Source organism: Hymenobacter rubripertinctus (assembly GCF_003583925.1).
GTDB classification, from domain to species: Bacteria; Bacteroidota; Bacteroidia; order Cytophagales; family Hymenobacteraceae; genus Hymenobacter; species Hymenobacter rubripertinctus.
Map to the genome: position 1 here is coordinate 47,567 of NZ_QYCN01000015.1, position 23,559 is coordinate 71,125.

Consider the following 23,559-nt stretch of genomic DNA (forward strand, 5'->3'; position numbering starts at 1 on the left):
CCTCACCCCCCGGCCCCCTCTCCAGGGGGAGAGGGGGAGCCTGACGATTGGGGGTTGCAGTACCTCGTTCCGGGCTGGCTTGATGCGCCATCTGCGCGGCATAACGTATTGTTTGATAAAAGATTACCCCGCCGCCACGGCCACTTTTTGCAGCACTTTCTTGTATTCTGAAGGGAATACCTTCACGAATTTGCTGGCTTCCTCGGCCCAGTTGCCGAGCAGAAAGGCAGCCAGCTGGCTGCCGGTGAGCTCCACGTGCTGGCTCAGCAGGTGCTGGATGTGGGTTTCGTCGTCGGCATCGAGCGGGTCAAGGTCCACCATATCGGGGTTGCAGTTCTGGGGGAAGGAGCCATTGGCGTCGTACACCCAGGCAATGCCGCCGCTCATGCCGGCCGCGAAGTTGCGGCCGGTGCGGCCCAGAATCAGGGCCCGTCCGCCCGTCATGTACTCGCAGCCGTGGTCGCCCACGCCTTCCACCACGGCCGTGGCCCCGGAGTTGCGCACCGCAAACCGCTCCCCCGCCTGCCCGCGCACAAACAGCTCGCCGGAAGTAGCCCCGTAAAGCGCCACGTTGCCGATGATGATGTTTTGCTCGGGCACGAAGCGGGCCGTAGCGGGTGGGTAAATCACGAGGCGGGCCCCGCTCAGGCCCTTGCCCACGTAGTCGTTGGCCTCGCCCTCGAGGTGCAGGGCCAGCCCCGGCGCGCAGAACGCCCCGAAACTCTGGCCCGCCGCCCCCCGGAACATGAAGCGCAGGGTGCCGGCCGGCAGTCCGGCGGCGTGGTAGCGCTTCGTGATTTCGTTGGACAGCAGCGTGCCCACCGTGCGGTCGGTGTTGCGGACGCTGAACTCGGCCGTTACGGGCTGCTGGTGCTCCAGGGCCGGCTGGGCGCGCTCCAGCAGCTGCCAGTCGAGGATGTGGGTCAGGCCGTGGTCCTGGTTTTCGCTCTGGTGCAGGGTGCTGCCGGCGGCCGGGGCCGTGAGGTAGAGCAGGTCGCGCAGGTCGAGGTGGCGGGCTTTCCAGTGGGTAATGTCCGGCCGGGGCTTGAGAAACTGCGCCCGGCCCACCATTTCGTTGATGGTGCGGAAGCCCAGCCCGGCCATGATTTCGCGGAGCTCCTCGGCCAGAAACCGAAACAGGTTCACAATGTGCTCGGGCTGGCCGCTGAAGAGGCGGCGCAGCTCGGGGTCCTGGGTGGCCACGCCCACGGGGCAGGTGTTGAGGTGGCATTTGCGCATCATCACGCAGCCCCCGGCCACCAGGGCGGCGGTGGCCACACCCCATTCCTCGGCCCCCAGCAGAGTAGCCACGGCCAGGTCGCGGCCGGTTTTCAGGCCCCCGTCGGTCTGGAGCACTACCCGGCTGCGGAGCTGGTTGCGCACTAGGGTCTGGTGGGCTTCGGCCAGGCCCAGCTCCCAGGGCAGGCCCGCGTGGCGGATGCTGCTCAGGGGTGAAGCGCCGGTGCCGCCGTCGTAGCCGGCCACCAGAATCACGTCGGCGTGGGCCTTAGCCACGCCGGCGGCAATGGTGCCCACGCCCGCCTTGCTCACCAGCTTCACGTTGATGCGGGCGGCTCGGTTAGCGTTCTTGAGGTCGAAAATCAGCTGGGCCAGGTCCTCAATCGAGTAGATGTCGTGGTGGGGTGGGGGCGAAATCAGGCCCACGCCGGGCGTGGCGTGGCGCAACCGGGCAATCCACTCGTCTACCTTGTGGCCGGGTAGCTGGCCGCCTTCGCCGGGCTTGGCGCCCTGGGCCATCTTGATTTGCAGCTCGTCGGCGTTGGTTAAGTACTGGGCCGTCACGCCAAAACGGGCCGAGGCCACCTGCTTGATAGCCGAGCGCATGGAGTCACCGTTGGGTAGCCGCTCGAAGCGCATGGGGTCCTCGCCGCCCTCGCCCGTGTTGCTTTTGCCCCCGATGCGGTTCATGGCAATGGCCAGGGTGCTGTGGGCCTCGTGCGAAATGGAGCCGAACGACATGGCCCCGGTGGCAAAGCGGCGCATGATATGCTCGGCCGGCTCCACCTCTTCCAGCGGCACGGCCGGGCGGTGGTAGGCAAAATCGAGGAGGCCGCGCAACGTGGCCGCGCCCTGGTCGGGCGTGTTCACGAGGCGGGCGTAGCGCTGGTAGGTGGCGTAGTTGTTGGTGCGGGTGGCCTGCTGGAGCAGGTGCACGGTTTCGGGGTTGAACTGGTGGGCCTCGCCCCGGCGGCGCCACTGGTACACGCCGCCCTCGGGCAGCAAATTCTGCTCTTCCAGGGTGCTGCTGCGGAAGCCCTGCCCGTGCTTGAACAACGTTTCGCGGGCAATTTCATCGAGTCCCAGCCCCCCGATGCGGCTCACGGCCCCGGTAAAGTAGGCGTCCACCACGTCGCGGTTCAGCCCCAGAATCTCGAACACCTGGGCCCCGTGGTAGCTCTGCAGGGTGCTGATGCCCATCTTGGAGAAAATCTTCAGCAGCCCGTCGCAGACGGCTTTGAGGTAGTTGGCCTCCAGCTTGCGCGAGGCCACGCCCACGCCGCCCAGCCGGCCCTGGAAGTGCAGGGTGCGGATGGTGCTCAGGGCCAGGTAGGGGTTGATGGCCGTGGCCCCAAAGGCCAGCAGACAGGCAAAATGATGCACTTCCCACACGTCGCCGGCCTCTACCACCAGCCCCACCGAACCCCGGTAGCCCTTCCGGATCAGGTGGTGATGCACCGCCGATACGGCCAGCAGCGACGGAATGGCGGCGTGTTCTGAGTCGAGGGCGCGGTCGGAGAGAATCAGCACCTCGAAGCCGTCGTCCACTGCGTCTTCGGCGTAGCGGCACAGGCGCTCCAGGCCCGCTTGCAGGGAGCCCGGCTGCCCGTCGGCCCGGAAGTAGGTGTTGATGGTTTTGGCGTTAAACAGGCCTGTATCGATGCTGCGCAGCTTTTCCAGCTCGTGGTTGGTGAGAATGGGCTGGCGCAGGGCCACGCAGTGGCAGTGCATCTTGTCCTCATCCAGAATGTTGCCGTTGTTGCCGATGAAGGTGGCCAGGCTCATCACTAGCCGCTCCCGGATGGGGTCAATGGGCGGGTTGGTGACTTGGGCGAAGAACTGCTTGAAGTAGCTGCTCAGGTGCTGGGGCTGGTCGGAGAGCACGGCCAGGGGCGAGTCCACTCCCATCGAGCCGATTGGCTCCTTGCCCTCCACGGCCATCGGCGTGAGCAGGGTGTCCAGGTCCTCGCGGGTGTAGCCGAACACCTGGTGATACTTGAACACCGATTCGGCCGAAAGGTCGGTGTACACCAGCCGGGGCTCGGGCAGTTCTTCCAGCCGGATCTGGTACTCGCGCAGCCACTCGCCGTAGGGCTGGCGGGTGGCGGCCCGGCTTTTCAGCTCCTCATCGGTGATGAGCTGGCCGGCCACGGTATCAATGAGCAGCATTTTGCCCGGTTGCAGGCGGCCCTTGCGCACCACCGTTTCGGGGTCCAGGGCCAGTACGCCGGCCTCGGAGGCCACCAGCACCCGCCCGTCGGTGGTGAGGGCGTAGCGCAACGGGCGCAGACCGTTACGGTCGAGCATGGCCCCCACCAGGCGGCCGTCGGTGAAGAGTAGTGCCGCCGGCCCGTCCCAGGGCGACATAAACGTGGCGTGGAACTCGTAGAAGGCTTTTTTGAGCGGGTCCATCTGCTCGTTGCCGTCCCAGGCCTCGGGCACCAGCATCATCATCACGTGGGGCAGGGGCCGGCCGCAGTGCAGCAGCAGCTCCACAATGTTGTCGAGGCAGGCCGAGTCCGACTGATTGGCGTCGATGACGGGCAGTAGAATCTCCATTTCCTCGGCCGTGAAGTAGGGCGAGAGGTAGGTGGGCAGGCCGGCGTAAAACCAGTTCAGGTTGCCGCGCAGGGTGTTGATTTCGCCATTGTGGGCCAGCAGGCGGAAGGGCTGGGCCAGCCGCCAGCTGGGGAAGGTGTTGGTCGAAAACCGGGAGTGCACCAGCCCGATGGCCGACGTCACGCGCTGATCCGACAAATCGGGGAAGTAGCCGCGCACCTGGTAGGTGGTCAACTGGCCCTTGTAGATGATGGTGCGGCAGGAGAGGGAGGCGAAGTACACGTCCTCCTGGGGCAGCTGGGCCGTGGTTTCGCGGATAATGAGGCGGCGCAGCACGTAGAGGCGGCGCTCGAAGTCCTCCTCCGTGGCCACGCCGGCCGGGCGGCCCACAAACAGCTGCTCCATGGCCGGCTCGGCGGCCAGGGCCGTGGGCCCGATGCCGGCCGGGTTTACTGGCACTGGCCGGTAGCCCAGCACGGGCAGGCCCAGCCGGGCGGCGGCGGCGTTGATGAGGGTGCGGGCCACGTGGCGCAGGCCGGGGTTTTTGGGCAGAAACAGCATGCCCACGCCGTACTCGCCGGGCTCGGGCAGCCGGATGCCCAGCAGCGTGCATTCCTCCAGCAGAAACCAGTGGGGCAGTTGCAGCAGCAGCCCGGCCCCGTCGCCCGAGTCGGGGTCGCAGCCGCAGGCCCCGCGGTGCTCCATGTTTTCGAGAATCGTCAGCGCGTCGGTTACCAGCTGGTGCGAGGGCCGGCCCGCCACGTCGGCCACGAAGCCGGTGCCGCAGGCGTCGTGTTCAAACTCCGGGCGGTATAGTCCTTGCGGGGCAGTTTGCTCCATCGGAAAGTTGTCGTAGGTTGGGGGTGATAAAGATGACCTCCGGCAGTCGGTCCGGATGCATAAGCTAGTGCCGGGCGGGCGGGGGGCGCTGGCTTCCGCCCGCTCGTCCCGATTTCCAAGCCGCCCAGCGTTGCTTACGGAGCTGGTTGCACCGCTTTTCCCGCGCCGCAGCCACGTTTTGAGCGTCCGGCCTGCCCGACTGTGCTACAATTTCCAACCGTCTTCCTCACACCTGTTTTTATGCATATAAGTCACTTACTCCGCACCGACGTTTCTTTTCGCATCAACGGCGGCCTTTGGGTGGAAACCACCGACGCGCAACGGCTCATCGGCGTCCTGCGCCTGGATTTACTGACCCACATCCAGTCGCTGGGTTCCATCACCAAGGCGGCCAAGCAGATGGGCATGTCCTACAAAAAGGCCTGGGAGCTGGTTTCTTCCCTGAACGCGCTGGCCGCCCGGCCGCTGGTTATGACTACGGCCGGGGGCAGGCGCGGGGGCGGGGCCGAGGTAACGGCCGAGGGCCAACAGCTGATTCAGGAGTTCTTCACCCTGCAAGTGCGCTTCGAAGAGTTCCTGCGGGCCGAGGCGGCCCGGGTGTTGTAGCAGACCTTAAAAGGCCGCCCCACCGCAGCCTAATCCGGGGTAAGCTGTATCTTGGACTTTCTTTGCCGGCGAAGCCCAGTGTCTTTGGGCGGGCTTTGCCGAAGCCGATTCGTCTCTGTTCTACTTCCTTTTCCAAATGAAAAAAAATCTACAGTTTGTGGTGGCCGGCTTGCTGCTGGCTACCAGTGCCCAGGCCCAGTGGGTCCGGCAGCCCTTCACCTTCACTGAGCCAGACAACATCCCGCTCTACGTGGACGCGGTGGACAACAACACGGCCTGGTCCCTTGCCAACGGCCTGTTCAGCGCCAATAGCAATTCCGTCAACGAGGTCGCCCGCACCTTCGATGGGGGCCAGAACTGGACGGTGCTGGCCATTGCCGACATTGACATTTCCGACGAAACGATTCAGAGCCTGTCGGCGGTGAGTGCCACCACGGCCTGGGTGGCTACGCTACGGGGCTCGGCCGCCTGCCGGGTGTTTAAAACCACCAACGCCGGCGCCACCTGGACGGTGCAGAGTACGTCCGATATGTTCAGCCAGCCCGACAGCTGGCCCAATACCATCCACTTCTTCAATGCCAACGAAGGCGTGGTAATGGGCGACCCCGACGGGCGCAACGGTGGCGGGATGGAAATTTACTACACCGCCAATGGCGGAACCACCTGGGCGCGTGCGCTGAACGTGCCGGTAGGGTCGGCAGATGAATACGGCGATTTCTACCCGCCCGCCACGGTGGGCAATTCCATCTGGTTTCCCAACAACAGAGGCGACATTTTCTACTCCCGCGACAAGGGGAAAACCTGGGGCGTAACGAAGAGGGTCGCCGCTGACCCCATCGAAAATATTGCGTTCCGCGACGAGCTGAACGGCCTGGCCACCATTGCCGGGGCCAACGGCAAACACCAGTTGTTCCGGTCCGTTGACGGGGGCCTTAGCTGGGCCGCCCAAACGTATTCGGGGCCTTTGCACAGCGTGGGCCTGGATAATGTGCCGGGCACCGGCAACTACATCTCCGTGGGCCTGGGGGGCACCGACGCGGGCTCCTCCTACAGCCGCGACAACGGCCTGACCTGGGTCAGCATCGAAAACAACCTGAATCACCTGTTCGTGGACGCGGCCAGCCCCACGGCCGTGTGGAGCGGAACCGTTAACGTGCCCTCGCTGGAAGGTGCCGGGGCCAACAAGCTCACCAGCACGGTGCTGCCCACCACGCAGGCGGCAACTCTGGTGCTGGGGGCCAGCCTGAGCCCCAACCCGAGCAGCACGGGCCAGTTCCGGGTGCAGTGGCCCGCTGCCGCCCATGCCGGCCCGGCCACGCTCACCGTCTTCGACGCGCTGGGCCGCCAGGTGCAGCGTCATGCCCTGGACGCCAGCCGCACGGCCGAGCTGCGACTCGACCTGAGCCAGGAAAAGGCCGGTATCTACCAGGTCCGGCTTGCATCCGGTACCGGCGTGAGCCACCTGCGCGCTCAGGTGCGGTAAGCCCGGCCCGACGCCTTGTAAAAGCCCGGTTTTCGTGCGCGAAGACCGGGCTTTTCGCGTCCGGTTCCACCCGGGCCGAATGGGCCTTGGGGCTGGCAAAAACCGGATTTTTTCGGTATCTTTGCTCACTTACGCACGAAGCGCTGAACCAACCGCAACATGAGCGAAACAACTGAGAAGAAAGCCCCCGCTGAGTATTCCGCCAATAGCATTCAGGTACTCGAAGGGCTCGAAGCCGTGCGCAAACGTCCGTCGATGTACATCGGCGACACCGGCATCAAGGGCCTGCACCATTTGGTGTGGGAAGTGGTCGACAACTCCATCGACGAAGCCCTGGCCGGCCACTGCGACACGATTCACGTTACCATCAACGAAAACAACTCCGTTACCGTCCGCGACAACGGCCGTGGCATCCCCGTCGATTTCCACGAGAAGGAAGGCCGCTCGGCCCTGGAAGTGGTGATGACGGTGCTGCACGCCGGCGGCAAGTTCGACAAGGACTCCTACAAAGTATCGGGCGGCCTGCACGGGGTGGGCGTGAGCTGCGTGAACGCGCTCAGCCAGGACCTGAAGGTAACCGTGCGCCGCAACGGCAAAATGTACGAGCAGGACTACAAAATCGGGGTACCCCAGTACCCGGTGAAGGAAATAGGGACCACCGACGAGCACGGCACCGAGGTGGTGTTCCTGCCCGACGACTCCATCTTCACCGAGCACGTGTACAAGTACGCCACCATCGCCTCGCGCCTGCGGGAGCTGTCGTACCTCAACAGCGGCATCCGCATCACGCTCACCGACCGCCGCGAGCCCGGCGAGAACGGGGCCGAGTTCATGGGTGAGGAGTTCTACTCCACGGGCGGCCTGGCCGAGTTCGTCCAGTACCTCGACGGCACCGAGCGCCACGCCCTCATGCCCGCGCCCATCCACGTCATCAGCGAGAAGGGCAGCACGCCCGTTGAGGTGGCCTTGCAGTACAACAACTCCTACCAGGAGAACATCTTCTCCTACGTCAACAACATCAACACCCACGAGGGCGGCACCCACGTGGCCGGCTTCCGCTCGGCCCTCACCCGCACGCTCAAGGCCTACGCCGATAAGTCGGGCAAGCTGGAGAAGGCTAAGGTGGAGATTTCGGGCGAGGACTTCCGCGAGGGACTCACGGCCGTTATTTCGGTGAAGGTGCAGGAGCCCCAGTTCGAGGGCCAGACCAAAACCAAGCTCGGCAACAACGAGGTAAACGGCGCGGTGAACACCGTGGTGGGCGAAATCCTGAGCCAGTACCTGGAGGAAAACCCTAAGGAAGCGGGCATCATCGTGGAGAAAGTGATTCTGGCCGCCAAGGCCCGGATTGCCGCCAAAAAGGCCCGCGAAATGGTGCAGCGCAAATCAGTGCTCGGCTCCACCTCCCTGCCCGGCAAGCTGGCCGACTGCTCCGAGTCGGACCCCGAAATCTGCGAGATTTACCTCGTGGAAGGGGACTCGGCCGGTGGTACCGCCAAACAGGGTCGCAACCGCGCCTTCCAGGCCATTCTGCCGCTGCGGGGTAAAATCCTCAACGTAGAGAAGGCCCAGGAGCACCGCATCCTCGAAAACGAGGAAATCCGGAACATGATTACGGCCCTGGGCGTGAGCTTCGGGGTGGCGGCCGACCCGGAAAACGGGATTGAGGCCGATGCCAAGGCGCTCAACATCAAAAAGCTGCGCTACCACAAGGTCATCATCATGACCGACGCCGACATCGACGGTTCCCACATCCGGACGCTGATCCTGACCTTCTTCTTCCGCTACATGCGCGAACTGGTCGACCGGGGCTACATCTACATCGCCCTGCCGCCCCTCTACCTTGTGAAGCGGGGCAAGGAGGAGCGCTACTGCTGGAATGAGGAGGAGCGCATGGCCGCCCAGGAAGAAATGGGCCGGGGCAAGCCCGAAACGGTGAACGTGCAGCGCTACAAGGGCCTTGGCGAAATGAACGCCGAGCAGCTCTGGAGCACCACCATGCAGCCCGCCACCCGCTCCCTCAAACAGGTAACCGTGGAGTCGGCCGCCGAAGCCGACCACCTCTTCTCCATGCTCATGGGCGACGAAGTGGCCCCCCGCCGCGAGTTCATCGAGAAGAACGCCAAGTACGCCAAGCTCGACGTGTAAGTATCTCGCATAACCATAATACAAAAAGGCCCGCTGCACAGCGGGCCTTTTTGTATTATGGTTCCATTCAGCATTTCCTCCCCCAAAAACACCAAACGGCGCGGTTTTGCCGTATTTTGCGCTCTAAGCCGCTTCCTTTATGAAAATCTTCAAATCTGCCGACCTCATTCGCAAAAGCAAGTATATCAGTCGCGACCTGAGCTGGTTGCGCTTCAACTACCGCGTGCTCGACCAGGCCCGCGACACCAGCCGCTCCCTCTTCGACCGGCTTCGGTTCATGGCCATCACCAGCAGCAACCTCGACGAGTTTTTTATGATTCGGGTGGGCTCGCTCTATAACTATATCGATTACGGCAAGGAGCGGGTGGATTATTCCGGCCTGCGCGAAATGCCTTTCCGGCGTAAGCTGCTCGATTTTGCCCATCGGTTCGTGAACGACCAGTCGCTCACGTATTTGAACGATTTGAAGCCCACCTTCGAGAAGAACGGCTTCAACGTGCTGAGCATGGCCGAGCTCACGGAGCTGGAAGTGAAGAAGGCCGATGGCTTCTTCAAGAACACCGTGTTCCCGCTGCTCACGCCGATGGTGTACGACTCCTACCACGGCTTCCCGATGATGATGAACCAGATGCTCATCTTCGGGGTGGTTACGCGCACGGGTTCGGGCGATATTGAGATGGAAAAGGGGCAGGAGCGGCTTACGTTCGTGCAGATTCCGCAGAACCTGTCGCGCTTCTTTGAACTCACCCGCCGCGATAAGGTGATGTTCGTGCCGATTGAGGAAATCGTGCGGGCCAACCTGGACAAGCTGTTCCGCAACGTCGAAATCCTGTCGGCGGATATGTTCCGCATTACCCGCAACGGCGACTTCACCCTGGAGGAGTCCGACGACATCGACGCCAACTTCATCAAGGAAATCCAGTCGGGCCTCAAAACCCGCAAGAAGGGCCGGGTGGTGCGTCTGGAGGTGGAACCCAATGCCTCGGCCTTCCTGATGCAGGTGCTGCGGGAGCGGTGGAACATCGACAACGGCAACGTGTTCGTCATCAACTCGCTCATCGATATGAAGGGCCTGTTGCAGATTCTCAAGCACCCGAATTTCCGGGGCAAGGGCTTCAAGCAGCCGGCGCCGGTAGCGCCCCTGAGCTTGCCCGAGGAAATGGAAGACGGCAACATGTTCGAGTATCTCAAGCACCACGACGTGCTGTTGCACCACCCCTACAACAGCATCGACCCGGTGGTGCGGCTGCTGGAGCAGGCCGCCGAAGACCCCCACGTGCTGGGCATCAAGCAAACTATTTACCGGCTCGCCGACGACTCACGCGTAACGGCGGCCCTGCTCAAGGCGGCCGAAAACGGCAAGCACGTGTCGGTGCTGTTCGAGGTGAAGGCCCGCTTCGATGAGGAGCGCAACATCCGGGAAGGGGCACGGCTGGAAAAGGCCGGCTGCTTCGTGATTTACGGGGTGAGCAAGTTCAAGACCCACACCAAAATGCTCATGATCATCCGCAAGGAGGGCGAAAAGGTGACGCGCTACGTGCACCTGGGTACCGGCAACTACAACGAGCAGACCTCCCGCATTTACACCGACGTGAGTTTGCTGACCACCAACGACGTGTACGGCCACGACGTGTCGGAATTTTTCAACGTAATTACCGGCCATAGCCAGCCCGACGAGTACGAATACCTCATTACGGCTCCCAAAGACATGCGCCAGCAACTGGTGCACCTGATTCGGGAGGAGGTCCGGAATGCTAAAAAGGGCCTGCCCAGCGGCATCGTGATGAAGATGAACTCGTTGGAAGACAAGGAGATGGTGGACGAGTTCTACAAGGCCAGTAAGGCCGGCGTGCCCATCCGCTTCATTGTGCGGGGTATCTGCTGCCTGCGGCCGGGCCGGGCCGGACTGAGCGAGAACATTGAGGTGCGCAGCATCGTGGGCGACTACCTGGAACACGCCCGCCTGTTCTACTTCCACCAGGCCGGCACGCCCTGCGTGTACGCCGGCTCCGCCGACCTGATGGTGCGCTCCTTCGAGCGGCGGCTGGAGGCGCTGTTCCTGATCGTGAATCCTCAGCTCAAGCGCGAGGCCATCAACATCCTCTACTACAACCTCCAGGACAACCAGAACACCTACGTGATGCGCGAGGACGGGGCCTACGTGCGCCGTACGCCGGCCGAAGACGAGCCCATTTCCAATCTGCACAAGGAGTTCTACAGCAAGAATTTCGTGTTGGTGCCCGAAACGTCGCTCTACGACGACTGGCTGTCAGTGGCCAATATCCGCGCCTCCTCCGAAGACGCCAACGGCCAGCCCACCCACGCCGTGGTGGTCGTAACGTCCGATATTCTGCCCAAAGGCCAGTGCGAGCCCGAAGCTGAACCCGAAAGCTTCCAGCAGGAGGTGCCCATGAGCTCCGGCCCCGGCTTCGACGCCAGCGAGGAAGCCGACCTGGCGTAGCGGTAAGGGGAGGATCTGTCATTCCGACGAAGGAGGAATCTGGAGCAACGACATCGGACTATGTCGTTGACCCAGATTCCTCCTTCGTCGGAATGACAAATAGGCTATTCTACCTCCGGGGAGCGGCTGGGGACGGTGGTTTTGGGGCAGCCGGGGCGGTGGTCGTCGGTGGCGCGGAACTCGTCGAAGTGCTCCTCGAACAGGGTTTGCAGCATGCCGTCCTTGAGGCCGATGTCGGGCACCTGCATCTGGGTGATGTCGGCCCACTCCATGGCCGAAACGTAGATGTGGCCGGCCGGCACGATAACGTCGGCGCGGTCGGGGTTGAGCAGGGCCACGTTCACGCGCTCGTCCATGCTCATGTTGGTGATGCGCTCCAGGATGGCGGCAATGCGCTTACGGGTCACGGGCTGGTCCATGGCCCCGGCCTGGGCCATACTGTAGAGCTTGTTGATGTTGCCGCCCGTACCGATGGCCCGCGACACGTGGTAGCGGCGGGCGTTTTCGGTCACCCAGTCTTCCATCCGCTGCCAGGTGGCGCGCATGGCCTCGGTGCTCAGGCCGGCTTCTTCCTGCTGCATGCGCCGGATGCTGCCCACCTCAAACGACTGGGAAGCCACTTTGCGACGGTTGTGGTAGATGTTGAACTCGGTGCTGCCCCCGCCCACGTCGATGTGCAGGTAGTGTTTCTTGTCTTCGAGCAGGTGCTCAATTACCCGGTTGATGTAGAGGGCCTCGTCCTGGCCATCGATGATGCGGATGCTCATGCCCAGCTCCCGCTGAATGCGCTCGGCTACTTCGGGGCCGTTTTCGGCGGTGCGCATGGCCGAGGTGGCGCACACCAGGTAGTGGTTCGGGGCCACGTCGTGCACCTCCATCAGCAGGCGCAGCGCGTGCATGAACTTGAGGAACTTGTCCTGCTTCTTCTCCGAAATATGGCCGGTGGCAAACACGTCCTCACCCAGGCGCAAGGGGTAGCGCACGTATTCCACTCGCTTGAGCCGGTACCGGTCGTTGTGGTGGAGCACCGCCGAAATCTGGCAGCGCACGGCGTTGGACCCAATATCAATAGCGGCTAGTTTGAGTAAGGGGAAATCCATGCAGTACGGAAACAGGAAAAAAGTTGCGCAAATATAGCCGCTAACCAGCCCAAGTCGCGGGTTTGGGCTAGAAACTCACCCGCCGGATATCGGCCAGCGCCACCGTGTGGCCCTGCTGCCGCAACAAGTCGGCGATACTTTGGATGTTGGTGGTTAGTACATCGGCCGCAACATGCTGGTCGCAGCGGCGCGAGGAGCCCGAGGTGAGGCGCAGGTGCTTGGCGTTTTTCCCGAAGCTGAACTCGACATCGATGATGCCCAACACGGTGGTGGGCGTGGCGGCTACGTAGCGCCAGTTCGCCGGCCGGGGCGAATACGTGAGCTGGTAAGGGCCGAGAACCTCGGGCAGGAGCGGGGCCAGGTGCTGCCCGATGAACCCGGCATCGAAGGCTCGTACGGCGGCCACCGAATCCAGCTGCTCGTGGGCAAAGGCAACTAATCCCAACGGAACAGCCACCAGCAGCGACTCGTCGGGGGGAGTGCCTTCGGGGGGCGTGGCGGGCTCGAAGCCCGTCACGACCACCTGCCCCGCTGGGAGAGCATCGTAGTAGAATACCAACTCGGCCAGCTTACGGCCGCTGGGCTTCCATACTTCGAGAATTCGGTCCATGCGCGCGAAGGTAGGAGGGTTTGGCAGAACAGGCGCGGGGCGTTACGCCGGTGCCCCGGGGGCCAGCAGCCGGCCGGCGGCTTCGGCTTCGGCGGTCAGCCCCGCCAGCTGAATGCGCCGCAGGGCCTGGGTGGTGGTGCCGCTGCGCTGCAACTCGGCCCGGGCCTCCGCCTCGAAGTGCGTCAGCCAGGCGGGGCGGGGTGCGGCGGCTGGGGCCAGCGCCGCCACCAGAATGGGCAGGGCAGCCAGCCGGCGGCGCGCCCAGGCAGCCCGGGCCACTTGGGCGTCCAGCTCGAAGGCCAGCTGGGCGGCCCGGAGCTGGCAGGCCCGCTGATGCGCCCGCAACCGGTCCGCGTCCGGTGGTTCCGGGGCGGGGTTAGCTGGGGTGGTGGTCAGGGCCAGCGTGAGGGCCGCCTGGGGCAGGGCGGCGGGCAGGGGCAGGCTGCGGTGGCCCGTGTGCACCTGCCACATCATGGCCCGGCTCAGCCCCAGGCACTGGCCCAGGCGGGTTTGACTCAGGCCAAACCACTCCATCAGGCGGGTCGTCAGGCGGGGAAGGGGTTCTGGCATGGATCCGTTTGCTATACATTTCCAGGCAAGCTAAAAAATGGATAGCAAACGTGCGCCTGGGTTTGCTAGCCACTTTTTCCGCTCGGTAAAAATGGATAGCAAAGGGAGGAGGGCGTAGCGAAGTGTATCCTCGGCTATGGAGCGTACCGCCAGAACCAATGCTACCGGGTAACAGCCCTCAACGAACATAGAAATTGGTGGTGGCTACCTGGGGAGAGGTAGAGACGCGACACTTCGCGGCTTATCGTCCGTGCTGTTTCAACGATTGCCGTTCAACGGGGAGACGCGAAGTGTGGCGTCTCTACATCGTGCACCCAGGCGTAGCGGCCTATTGGTCAATGCGAAAGCCCAAACCGAACTGAATCAGGTTGTTTTCCACCGATTTCTGGTAGGAAACCGAGAAGGCCAACTGCTCGGAAACCGGGGCGATGTAGAAGCCCGCGCCGTAGCCCTGGTGCCAGCCCCCGGGCGAGTTGCCCTGGAAGTAGACCCGGCCCCGGTCGTAGAAGCCGAATACGCCGTAGGAAAAGGGCAGGAAGGAAGTCTGGACGCGGCCCAGGGCCAGGCGCAGCTCCGAGTTGACGTACAGGCTGGCGTCGCCGCTGAAGCGGTTGCGGTAGAAGCCGCGCAGGCCCTCACGCAGGCCCAGGTTGGCGAATTTGTAGAACGGGATGTCGTCGTCGTTGCCGTAGTTTTTGGCCCCGCCACCTTTGAGCACCAGCGTTACCGGCACCAGCAAACGGGCGGTGCCGTAGTAGGCGGCCGAGCCCTGGGTGAGGCCGAAGAAGCCTTTATTGCCACTGAGCTGCTTATAGGAATCGTGGCGGGCCAGCAGGCGGATGCCGCGGCGAGCGAAGCTCTGCCGGTCGCGCAAGTCCAGGTCGAGCAGGGCGTTCAATCCGACCAAACGCTGGAAATCGGCGTTGGGCCGGATGTCGCCGGGCGCGGGCGTCTGCGTGACGGTTCCCAGGTAGCTGTCGTTGGTGAAATCGGTGTTGTAGTATTCGTAGGTTGGCCCCACGCGCAGGGTGCTGCGCTGGAAAAACGTGCGCTCCAGGAAGGCGTTCAGCAGAATGCCCTTGTAGCGCGCCCGGTAGAACCGGTCGTCGTAGCGGTTCTGGTCGAGGGGGGCGTTGTTGCCCAGGCCGAAGAAGTTGTAGAACGGGAAGTAGCTGCCGTAGCTGAACGAAGCGCCAGCATCGACTTTGCCGATGGCGTAGCGGTGGCGGGTGGTGGCCGTAAACTGGCGCTGGCCGCCGGTGCTGCCTTCGACCAGGAAGCTGTACTGGTTCTTGTAGCCGGGCTTGCGGAAGCCCTGGCGCAGAAACGTGACGCCCGCGCTGGCCGTGAACCCGTCGTTGCGGTTGTAGCCCAGCCCGATAGTAGGCCGGTAGGAGTTGAACTCGAACTGCTCCCGGTCGTAGGCATTCACGCCGGGCCGGCTGGACGTGCGGTTGTCCGACTCGGACCCCAGCGCGAGGTCGGTGCCGGGCACGTCGTACACTTTGGTGAGGGCGCGCAGGCCGCTCACCCGCGAGTCGTCGGCCACGCGGTCCTTGCCGTCGCCGCCAATCACGCGCACCAGCACGCTTTTTTTGGCCGTGCCCGTGATGGTGAACACGTCCTTGCCATCAAGGCCGTAGAGGCTGATTTCCTCGGTTTCCCGGGGCGAAAACGTGCGGTCGAAGATGGCAGGGCCGCCGGGGCCGTTGCCGTCCTTGGCCTTATCGAACATCTGCACCCGTACCTGGCCATCGGGCTGGCGGGTCACCTGAAATACCTCGGCCTTGTTGGAGCCCACCACGTCTACGCGCCGGGCCAGCAGCAGGTAGTAGCGGTCCAGGGCCCGGGGCAGCTCCTGAATCCGGGCCTTGAGCTTGCGGTTGAGCTCGTTGGCCGACAGCGTTTTGAGCTCCGGGGGCAGGGTGGCGGTGGCCTCGTCGATGGCGGCCGGGGTGATCTGGGCCTGGAGGTACCTGGCAATTTGCTGCCACTGCTCCCGGTTCAGGCTTTGCAGCAGGAACCGGTCGAGGTGGCGGGCGGGCCAGTTCAGGCTCTTCATGTCCCGGAACTCGTCCTGGAAGCCCTCAATGCTGGGTAGGGCCCACTCGCGGTTGACCAGGGAGGTCAGCGCCCCGTTCCAGAGCGTAAAGGCCTGGTCCCGGTCGCGGGGAATCGGTTTGTAGAGCGTCTTTTTGCCGTCCTCGTAGGCAGCCCACTTCCAGTTGTCCTCGTGCTTGCCGAAGTCGGCCACCAGCATATCAAAGGCCCGGGCGCGGCCCAGGGCCACGGCGTCGATGCGGTTGTCGTTGTCCTGGTACAGCTGGCGGAAGAAGCTGAACGAGCGGCGGATATTATCGGCCTGCGCGAAGCCGGGCAGGTTGGGCTTGGGGTCCTGGGGCCGGTCTTCGAGGGTGCCGAGCAGGCCGGCATAATCGGCCCGGTAGGGGCCGAGCTGCTGGTTGTCGGGCAGCACGAACAGGCGGGGCCGGGCGTGCAGGATGTCGGTTTTATCGAGCAGGGAGCTGATAACCAGGGCCGAGTAGGGGTGGGACGTGGGCGTGATGTCGCGCAGCACATCGGCGGCGAAGGAGTTGCGCAGCTCGGGCGGCAGAATCTTGGTCACATCCTTGTCTACCGACCGGAACACGTACTCCGAGGAGTCGGCGGCAATGAGCTTGAGCGAAGTCGTCTGGCGTCCGCCGCCCCGTCCGAAGGGGCGCAGGCCCCCCAGCTCAGTCGTCAGGTCCAGGGTGCGCACCGCCACCGGCTGGATCCAGGAAGTGCGGTAGGCCGGCCCCAGCCAGAAGCGCGACGAGCGGGTGCCGCCGTACTGGGCTCCGGCCGGCAGCTGCTGCGTTGCCAGAAACGGTACGTCGGGCTTGATTTCCACCACGCCTTTCGGAGCCGAGGGGCATTCGGGCAGAAAGCTGTTCACGGCCACGCCGGCCAGGCGCGGCTCCTGGCAGGCGCTCTGGAACAGGGTGCCGGAGTAGGCCGGCCGGACCACGCTGGCTGCCGCCCCCTCATCAAACGTGAAAAACGTCGTTTTTACCGTGCCATCGGCGTAGTAGTCCAGCTCCGAAAACCCCTCGGCGGAGGCGTTGAACCGGGATTGGGCGTTCGTCGCCACGTAGCGGGCTTCGGCGAAGGAGCCGGCCACCAGGTGGAAGCTGCCCTGTTGGGGCGTGAGCTGGAGGCTATAGTCGTGGGCGGCGGCGTACACCGCGCCGGGGTGGTCGCGCAGGGTATTGAGCACTTCCTGCCGGAACTGCTGGTAGCGGGGGTTGGCCAGGTCGCGGGGCGTGCCCACGTTCTGGCGATACGCCGCGTCGATGGCCCCAACGACCGGCGGCCAGAGGTGGCGGCCCAGCGGCAAGTGGCCGCCGTACTCGCCATTACTGACCACGGGCTGGTGGCCCACCAGCAGCACATTGCGGCCCTTGGTTTCGTCGAGCACGTCCTGGAGCTGTTCCCGGAATTCCTCCTGAGTCAGGGTTTTGCAGTCGGTATCGGGGGCTTCGGGCTTGTCGTAGGGGTGGGTGAACCAGGGCGAGTTGAGGGCCACCAGGCGCACCAGCGGGGCCACATCAACCACGTAGGGGCCGGGGCAGCCTTTCTCGGGAATGAAGGTGTGCTTGCCGTTGTGCTCCTCGATATACTTTTCGAGTCGCCGCACCCGCTTGAGGCCGTCGGGGCCGGAGTTGGCCCAGTCCTTATCCCCGGGCACGAAGTAGAGCTTGCCGTTGGGCAGCCCCTGCACCAGCGCAATCAGGGCATCGATGCGCTCAGTCTGGCCGGCGCGGCTGGAATCCTGCTGGCTGCCCAGGCCCTCGGGACCAACCACGTCGCCGAGGTGCACGACGGTAAAGGGACCGGTTTGCTGCTCCAGGGTGCGGCGCAGGGCCTGCAAATGGCCGGCGGGCAAGGTGGTGCCGGCGGTGTTACCCAGCAAAAAAACCGTGTGAGCCGGCGGGGTAGTCTGAGCAAAAACGGAAAACGAAGCTGCCAGGCCCAGGCCAGTCAGCAACGCGCGCGGGTATCGAAACGCCATAGAGAGGGAATAATGGAATCCGGTTCTACGGAGACGGCCGGAATCCGATTTAATTCCGTTTTAATTTTTCGCGGAAGCCGATTTCACGCCCTCCCGAAGGCCCGCCGCCGTGCCCACTGGCCCAGTAACAGCAGCCCGCAGGGCAGCAGAATCCAGCGGGCTTCGCTGCGCACCACCCGGGCCGCCCACTCGCCCACAAAATTCTTCACGCCGATGGGCGAAACGGCCAGCGGCCGGAAAGCGAAAAAGTAGCGTTCCGCATCAAACGGGCTGAAAAAAGCGACGCCTAACCCGCCATTGGTGAGGGCATCGAGCAGGCCGTGGGAAACGGTAGCCAGAAACACCAGCGCCCAGAGCCGGCCCGGCGCGGGAGCCCCGGCCCGGCCGCGCACCACCAGCACGGCGGCAGTAGCCACCACGGCCGCCGCCAGCAACGAGTGGCTCAGGCCCCGGTGGCCCCAGAGGCTGCCGTAGGCCACGTGAAACTTGAAGCCGATAACGTCCGCATCGGGCAAAAACGCGGCGGCGGCGGCCAGCAGCCAGTAGGGCCAGTAGCGGGGCTCGGGCAGCAGCAGCTTGCCCAGCGTGAAGCCCAAAGCGCAGTGTCCGATTATCGAGGCCAATCAGGAAAAAAATTGTGGCCCGGACTTCAGTCCGCAGCCCGGATGAGAGAAAAATGGTCGGTCGGGGAAGCGTGGGTCGGCAACCCCCGCCGTGCCCGTCAAGCTACAACAACTGGCCCATCGACAGCCTCAAACGCTCCCCCGACACATACCAGGGGCCAAGGCCCCGCCCCGGTTGCTGGGGGCCGGCTCGTGGGGGCGCACAGGTCAGGGGGCCGTTTCAATGCAGTGGCTGATCCGGCGGGCCAGCAAGTCGGGGTTGACTTTTTCCAGCGGGTGGGACGTGTTCTGGATCACCTCGAAGGTGGCCCGGGGCAGGTAGCCGGCGAAGCGGCGGGAGGCATCCACGCCGGCCGTTGTATCCAGCTCCCCCACCAGCACCTGCGTCGGCACGGGCAGGGTGGCCAGATTTTCGGGCGTCAGGCGCGGGTGGCTGCCCAGGTTGCGCAGCAGGCTGGCCGTAGCCGCGAGCAGGTCGGGCAGGGGCGTGGGGGCGTGCAGCTGCTCCAGATGAGCAGCAAATCCGGGCACTTTGGCGCGCATGGTTTCCGCGTCCAGTAAGCTGGTTTCCGCCGCCACGGTTTCCGGCGCCCAGTCGAACTTGGTACCCAGGGTGGTGATGCTGCGGAAGCGGGCCGGGGCCTGCAAGGCGGCCACCAGCGCCGCGTAGCCGCCCATGCTGTACCCGAACACGTGGGCCGCCGCCAGCTCGCGGGCATCCAGGAACGCCAGCACCTCGGCGGCCAGCTGGTCCATCGAAAAGCCGGCGGCCCCCAGGGGTTGCCCGCCGTGGCCCCCGAAACTGAAGGTGTGCACGGCGTAGTGGGCACCCAGGTCGCGGGCCAGGGGTTTGAGCTGGGCTGCGGAAGCCAGGGCGCCGTGGAGCAGGAGCAGGGGTTGTTTCATGGGAGCGGCTACCGGGTAATTGCGGTCGCCAGCTGGCCCAGGTCGAGCCCGTCGAAGGTGCCCGAGGACATCATCAGCAGGTTGGCCTGCTCCCAGTTCTGCTCGCCCAGGAAGGCGGCCAGCTGCCCGCTGTCGGTGAACACGCGCAGGTCAGGGCGCTGAAAAGCCTGCTGCACGGCCTCGGGGAGCAGGGCCGGCAGGCGCTTGTGGGCCAGCACCTGGGGGTTGAAGTAGACCACCGCCACGTCGGGCGCGTCGAAGGTGTGGGCGTACTGGGGCAGAAACTCGGGGTTGAGGGAGCTGAAGGTGTGCAGCTCCAGGCAGGCCACCAGCCGGCGCTTAGGAAACTGCTTCCGGAAGGCCGTGGCCGTGGCTTTGAGCTTGCTCGGGGCGTGGGCAAAGTCCTTGTACACCACCGACCCGGCTCCTTCGCGCACCAGTTCCAGGCGGCGGGCGGCCCCCTTAAACGTGGCCAGGGCCTCGTAAAACTCCTTGCCCTTGATGCCCAGCTGCTTGCACACCTCCTTGGCCGCCGAAATGTTGCGCAGGTTGTGGTCGCCGAACACCTGCACGGGCACTTCTTCGTCCTTCTTGTTGAGCAGATAGGTTTTGCCGTCCCGGATAACGTGCTCGTGGGGGCCGTAGCCGATGTACTTCACATCGGGCGAACTGGGCACCGTCACCAGCTGCGTCTGCTCGTCGTCGCGGTCGTAGATGAGCACGCCGGCCTTGGGCGTCATATCGGCAAATATTTTGAACTGCTCCCGGTAGATTTCCTCGGTCGGAAACACGTTGATGTGGTCCCAGCTGATGCCCGAAATCACTCCGATGTGGTGCTGGTAGAGGTGAAACTTGGGCCGCCGGTCAATCGGCGACGACAGGTACTCATCGCCCTCAATGATGATGATGGGCGCGTCCTCGGTCAGCTGTACCATCAGCTCGAAGCCCTCCAGCTGCGCCCCCACGGCGTAGTCGAACTGGCGGCCCTGGTGGCGCAGCACGTGCAGGATGAGCGAAGTGATGCTGGTTTTGCCGTGCGAGCCGCCAATTACGATGCGCTGCTTTTCGCGGGAGGCCTCGTAAATGAACTCGGGGAAGGAGTACACCCGCAGGCCCAGCTCCTGGGCCTGCCGCAGCTCGGGGTTGTCGGGCCGGGCGTGCATGCCCACAATCACGGCGTCGAGGTCGGCCGTAATCTTGTCGGCAAACCAGCCTTCGGCGGCCGGCAGCAGCCCGGCTTTGGCCAGGCGGCTTTTGGCGGGCTCGAAAATTTCATCGTCGGAGCCCGTCACCCGGGCTCCGCGCTGGTGCAGGGCCAGCGCCAGGTTGTGCATAATGCTGCCCCCAATGGCAATCAGGTGCAGGCGGTGGAGGGAAGTGAGCGTAGCGGCCATCAGGAATACGGGAATAAGGGGGCGGCAAAGGTAGTGATTTGGGGTTTTGGGCAGGGGGCTGATGGGGGATGGAGTACGGGGGCGGGAAAGAACGTCCTTCCATATAAAAAGAAACCTTTCCGGCCACTCCCGGATTGTAAGGCCCAGCCGTTAGCTTTGCACCCCCTTTGGCTTTCGCGGGAAGGGAGCAGGAGTTATTTCCGCTCGAAACCGGCCCAACCTGCTTACCTTGTAGTGCACCTCTGTTGATGAATGACCGCATGGATGACCGTCTCAAACAAGCTGGCTCACGAGCAAAAGCTGCCTGGAACAGCCGCCCCGCGCAACTGCCCATGGGCGGACCGGCGGGCAAGCTGCCTCCCCAGGCCCTGGAGCTGGAAGCCGCCGTGCTGGGCGCGCTGATGCTGGAAAAAGACGCCCTGACTACGGTTATCGACATTCTTAAGCCCCAGAGCTTCTACAAGGATGGCCACCAGCGCATCTTCAAGGCCATCCTCAATCTGTTCGATAAGTCGGAGCCGATTGACATTCTCACCGTTACGCACGAGCTGCGCGAGATGGGCGAGCTGGAGCCGGCCGGCGGGGCGCACTACGTGGCCAACCTCACGTTCAAGGTCAACTCGGCGGCCAACATCGAGTACCATGCCCGCATCATCACCGAAAACGCCATCAAGCGGGAGCTGATCCGCATTGCCTCCGACATCCAGCGCGACGCCTTCGAGGATACCACCGACGTGTTCAACCTGCTCGATACCACGGAGCAGTCGCTCTTCGAAGTGTCGGAATCCAACATCCGCAAAAACTTCGACGACATGCGCAGCCTGATGGGCAAGGCCATCAAGGAGCTCGAAGAAAAGAAGGACCAGAAGGACGGTCTGACCGGCGTGCCCTCGGGCTTCTCGGCCCTGGATAGAGTTACGAGCGGCTGGCAAAACTCTGATTTAGTGATTATTGCCGCCCGGCCCGGTATGGGCAAGTGTCTCGGCAAGGGTACCAAAGTGCTTATGTTCGATGGCACCCTGCGCAATGTGGAAGACGTGCGCCAGGGTGAGCTGCTGATGGGTGACGACTCCACGCCGCGCCGGGTGCTCAACATTGCCCGGGGCCGCGAAAACATGTACTGGGTGCGCCAGAACAAGGGCGAGGCCTACCGCGTGAACGAGAGCCATATCCTTTCGCTCAAGCGCAGCCGCACCGAGGGCCCGCACCGCCACGGCGACGTGCTCAACATCACGGTGAAGGACTGGCTGGGCAAGTCGGCCAAGTTCCGCTCGAACTACAAGGGCTACAAGGTGCCCGTGGAGTTTGCCGCGCAGCCTCTGCCCGTAGCGCCGTATTTCCTGGGCGTGTGGCTGGGCGATGGTAGCTCCGACAATTGCCGCATCACGGGCCAGGACCCGGAAATCATTGATTACCTGCACGAGTACGCCGAAGCCCTGGATCTGCAGGTGACGGTGGGCGTGGTGGCGGGCCGCTGCAACAGCTACGGCATCACCCGGGGCCGGCAGGGCGGCAGTCTCGCCCAGTATTCGGTGCAGGACGAGCTGCGCCAGTTGGATGTGCTCGGCAACAAGCACATTCCGCAGCAGTACCTGAGCAACAGCACCGACAACCGCCTGCAGCTGCTGGCCGGCCTCATCGATTCCGACGGCCACCTCGACCCGGTGTCCAATGGCTACGAAATCACCCAGAAAAACCAACGCCTGGCCCGGCAGATCAAGTTTCTGGCCGACTCACTGGGCTTCCGCACTTCGCTCAAAAAGAAGCGGGCGGCCATCAGCGCCATCGGCTACGAGAGCGAGGTGTACCGGGTGCGCATCTACGGCGACATTAACCGGGTGCCGGTGCGTGTGGCCCGCAAGCAGGCCCAGCCCTGGCGCAGCGCCGTGGACTGGCGCATGACCGGCATTTCGGTGGAGTTCGACGGCGAGGATGACTACTACGGCTTCAGCATCGACGGCAACCGCCTGTTCCTGCTCCAGGACATGACCGTGACCCACAACACGGCCTTCGTGGTGTCGGCGATGCGCAACGCGGCGGTGGAATTCAAGAAGCCGGTGGCCATTTTCTCGCTGGAAATGTCCTCGCTCCAGCTCGTGAATCGTCTGATTTCGGCCGAGGCGGAGCTGGATTCGGAGAAGATCAAGAAGGGCAACCTGGCCGATTACGAGTGGGCCCAGCTCAACCACAAGATTTCCAACCTGTCGTCGGCCCCGATTTACATCGACGATACGCCCGGCCTCAGCATCCGGGAGCTGCGCACCAAGTGCCGCCGCCTCAAGGCCCACCACGATATTTCGATGATCATCATCGACTATCTGCAATTGATGACGGGCAACACCGATGGCAAGGGGGGCGGCAACCGCGAACAGGAAATTGCTTCCATTTCGCGGGCGCTCAAGGGCATTGCCAAGGAGCTGAACGTGCCGGTGCTGGCCCTCTCGCAGCTCTCGCGCTCGGTGGAAACCCGCGGCGGCGACAAGAAACCCCAGCTCAGTGATCTGCGCGAATCAGGTTCCATCGAGCAGGACGCCGACATGGTAATCTTTCTCTACCGCCCGGAGTACTACAAAATTACGGAGGACGAGATGGGCAATCCCACCCAGGGCACCGGCGAGGTAATTATTGCCAAGCACCGGAACGGCTCCCTGGAAACCGTGCAGCTCAAGTTCATCGGCAAGTTCACCAAGTTCGCCGACCTCGACGGGGCGGGCGGCTTCGGCGACGCGGGCTTCAACCCCGGCGCCTTCCCCACCAGCACCTTCGACGACGACCAGACCGGTTTCGCCCCCAACACCATCCGCCTGGGTTCGCGCATCAACAACGACTCGCCGCCGCCCGCGCCCCAGCCCTTCCCCCGCAGCAACTTCGACGACGGTCCGCCGCCGTTTTAAGACTGCTACACAGGCAAAACGCCCGCTGGAAACAGCGGGCGTTTTGCCTTGGCAGGAAAGTGAAAGCTGCTT

The 23,559-nt window shown here is 63.8% G+C and carries 13 protein-coding genes; 5 read left to right on the top strand and 8 right to left on the bottom strand.

Features of this window, described 5'->3' with window-relative positions:
* Positions 1-123 precede the first annotated feature (123 nt).
* Positions 124-4,638, bottom strand: coding sequence for a glutamate synthase large subunit (gene gltB, locus D0T11_RS11310; RefSeq protein ID WP_119655901.1), 4,515 nt, complete (start codon positions 4,636-4,638; stop codon positions 124-126).
* A gap of 240 nt (positions 4,639-4,878) precedes the next feature.
* Between gltB and D0T11_RS11315 the strand changes: the two genes are divergently transcribed.
* From D0T11_RS11315 to ppk1, 4 genes are all read left to right on the top strand, one after another.
* Positions 4,879-5,244, top strand: a complete 366-nt coding sequence (locus D0T11_RS11315; protein WP_119655902.1) for a winged helix-turn-helix domain-containing protein — start codon at positions 4,879-4,881, stop codon at positions 5,242-5,244.
* A gap of 136 nt (positions 5,245-5,380) precedes the next feature.
* Complete coding sequence (locus D0T11_RS11320; protein WP_119655903.1) at positions 5,381-6,727, top strand: T9SS type A sorting domain-containing protein; 1,347 nt, start codon at positions 5,381-5,383, stop codon at positions 6,725-6,727.
* Positions 6,728-6,886: 159 nt separating this feature from the next.
* Positions 6,887-8,875 carry a DNA topoisomerase (ATP-hydrolyzing) subunit B gene (gyrB, locus tag D0T11_RS11325; protein WP_119655904.1) on the top strand — a complete coding sequence of 663 codons (1,989 nt, stop codon included), beginning with the start codon at positions 6,887-6,889 and terminating at the stop codon, positions 8,873-8,875.
* Positions 8,876-9,014: 139 nt separating this feature from the next.
* The gene (ppk1, locus tag D0T11_RS11330; RefSeq protein WP_119655905.1) at positions 9,015-11,336 is read left to right on the top strand and encodes a polyphosphate kinase 1; all 2,322 of its coding nucleotides are present in this window, start codon (positions 9,015-9,017) and stop codon (positions 11,334-11,336) included.
* Positions 11,337-11,440: 104 nt separating this feature from the next.
* Here the strand turns inward: ppk1 and D0T11_RS11335 are convergent, their stop codons facing one another.
* The 7 genes from D0T11_RS11335 to D0T11_RS11365 all read right to left on the bottom strand — a co-directional run bounded on the left by D0T11_RS11335 (position 11,441) and on the right by D0T11_RS11365 (position 20,593).
* A complete protein-coding gene (locus tag D0T11_RS11335) occupies positions 11,441-12,436 on the bottom strand; it encodes a Ppx/GppA phosphatase family protein (protein ID WP_119655906.1) in 996 nt (331 codons plus the stop codon).
* A 67-nt stretch (positions 12,437-12,503) separates the two neighbouring features.
* Positions 12,504-13,046: a hypothetical protein gene (locus D0T11_RS11340; protein ID WP_119655907.1), complete on the bottom strand. Its 543-nt coding sequence runs from the start codon at positions 13,044-13,046 to the stop codon at positions 12,504-12,506.
* A gap of 42 nt (positions 13,047-13,088) precedes the next feature.
* A complete protein-coding gene (locus D0T11_RS11345) occupies positions 13,089-13,616 on the bottom strand; it encodes a hypothetical protein (RefSeq protein ID WP_119655908.1) in 528 nt (175 codons plus the stop codon).
* Positions 13,617-13,944: 328 nt separating this feature from the next.
* The gene (locus D0T11_RS11350) at positions 13,945-17,670 is read right to left on the bottom strand and encodes a BamA/TamA family outer membrane protein (protein WP_147374622.1); all 3,726 of its coding nucleotides are present in this window, start codon (positions 17,668-17,670) and stop codon (positions 13,945-13,947) included.
* Between the two features lie 83 nt (positions 17,671-17,753).
* Positions 17,754-18,293, bottom strand: coding sequence for a metal-dependent hydrolase (locus D0T11_RS11355; protein WP_119655910.1), 540 nt, complete (start codon positions 18,291-18,293; stop codon positions 17,754-17,756).
* 207 nt (positions 18,294-18,500) lie between these two features.
* Positions 18,501-19,199: an alpha/beta fold hydrolase gene (locus D0T11_RS11360; protein ID WP_119655911.1), complete on the bottom strand. Its 699-nt coding sequence runs from the start codon at positions 19,197-19,199 to the stop codon at positions 18,501-18,503.
* 8 nt (positions 19,200-19,207) lie between these two features.
* The gene (locus tag D0T11_RS11365; protein ID WP_119655912.1) at positions 19,208-20,593 is read right to left on the bottom strand and encodes a UDP-N-acetylmuramate--L-alanine ligase; all 1,386 of its coding nucleotides are present in this window, start codon (positions 20,591-20,593) and stop codon (positions 19,208-19,210) included.
* 332 nt (positions 20,594-20,925) lie between these two features.
* Here D0T11_RS11365 and dnaB point away from each other — a divergent pair, with 332 nt between their 5' ends.
* On the top strand, positions 20,926-23,487 hold the full coding sequence (gene dnaB / locus D0T11_RS11370; RefSeq protein ID WP_119655913.1) for a replicative DNA helicase: 2,562 nt from the start codon (positions 20,926-20,928) through the stop codon (positions 23,485-23,487).
* Positions 23,488-23,559 lie beyond the last annotated feature (72 nt).

Coding starts and splice junctions, on each gene's coding strand:
- gltB (WP_119655901.1), bottom strand. CDS start 4,638: ATGGAGCAAACTGCCCCGCAAGGACTATACCGCCCGGAGTTTGAACAC.
- D0T11_RS11315 (WP_119655902.1), top strand. CDS start 4,879: ATGCATATAAGTCACTTACTCCGCACCGACGTTTCTTTTCGCATCAAC.
- D0T11_RS11320 (WP_119655903.1), top strand. CDS start 5,381: ATGAAAAAAAATCTACAGTTTGTGGTGGCCGGCTTGCTGCTGGCTACC.
- gyrB (WP_119655904.1), top strand. CDS start 6,887: ATGAGCGAAACAACTGAGAAGAAAGCCCCCGCTGAGTATTCCGCCAAT.
- ppk1 (WP_119655905.1), top strand. CDS start 9,015: ATGAAAATCTTCAAATCTGCCGACCTCATTCGCAAAAGCAAGTATATC.
- D0T11_RS11335 (WP_119655906.1), bottom strand. CDS start 12,436: ATGGATTTCCCCTTACTCAAACTAGCCGCTATTGATATTGGGTCCAAC.
- D0T11_RS11340 (WP_119655907.1), bottom strand. CDS start 13,046: ATGGACCGAATTCTCGAAGTATGGAAGCCCAGCGGCCGTAAGCTGGCC.
- D0T11_RS11345 (WP_119655908.1), bottom strand. CDS start 13,616: ATGCCAGAACCCCTTCCCCGCCTGACGACCCGCCTGATGGAGTGGTTT.
- D0T11_RS11350 (WP_147374622.1), bottom strand. CDS start 17,670: ATGGCGTTTCGATACCCGCGCGCGTTGCTGACTGGCCTGGGCCTGGCA.
- D0T11_RS11360 (WP_119655911.1), bottom strand. CDS start 19,199: ATGAAACAACCCCTGCTCCTGCTCCACGGCGCCCTGGCTTCCGCAGCC.
- D0T11_RS11365 (WP_119655912.1), bottom strand. CDS start 20,593: ATGGCCGCTACGCTCACTTCCCTCCACCGCCTGCACCTGATTGCCATT.
- dnaB (WP_119655913.1), top strand. CDS start 20,926: ATGGGCGGACCGGCGGGCAAGCTGCCTCCCCAGGCCCTGGAGCTGGAA.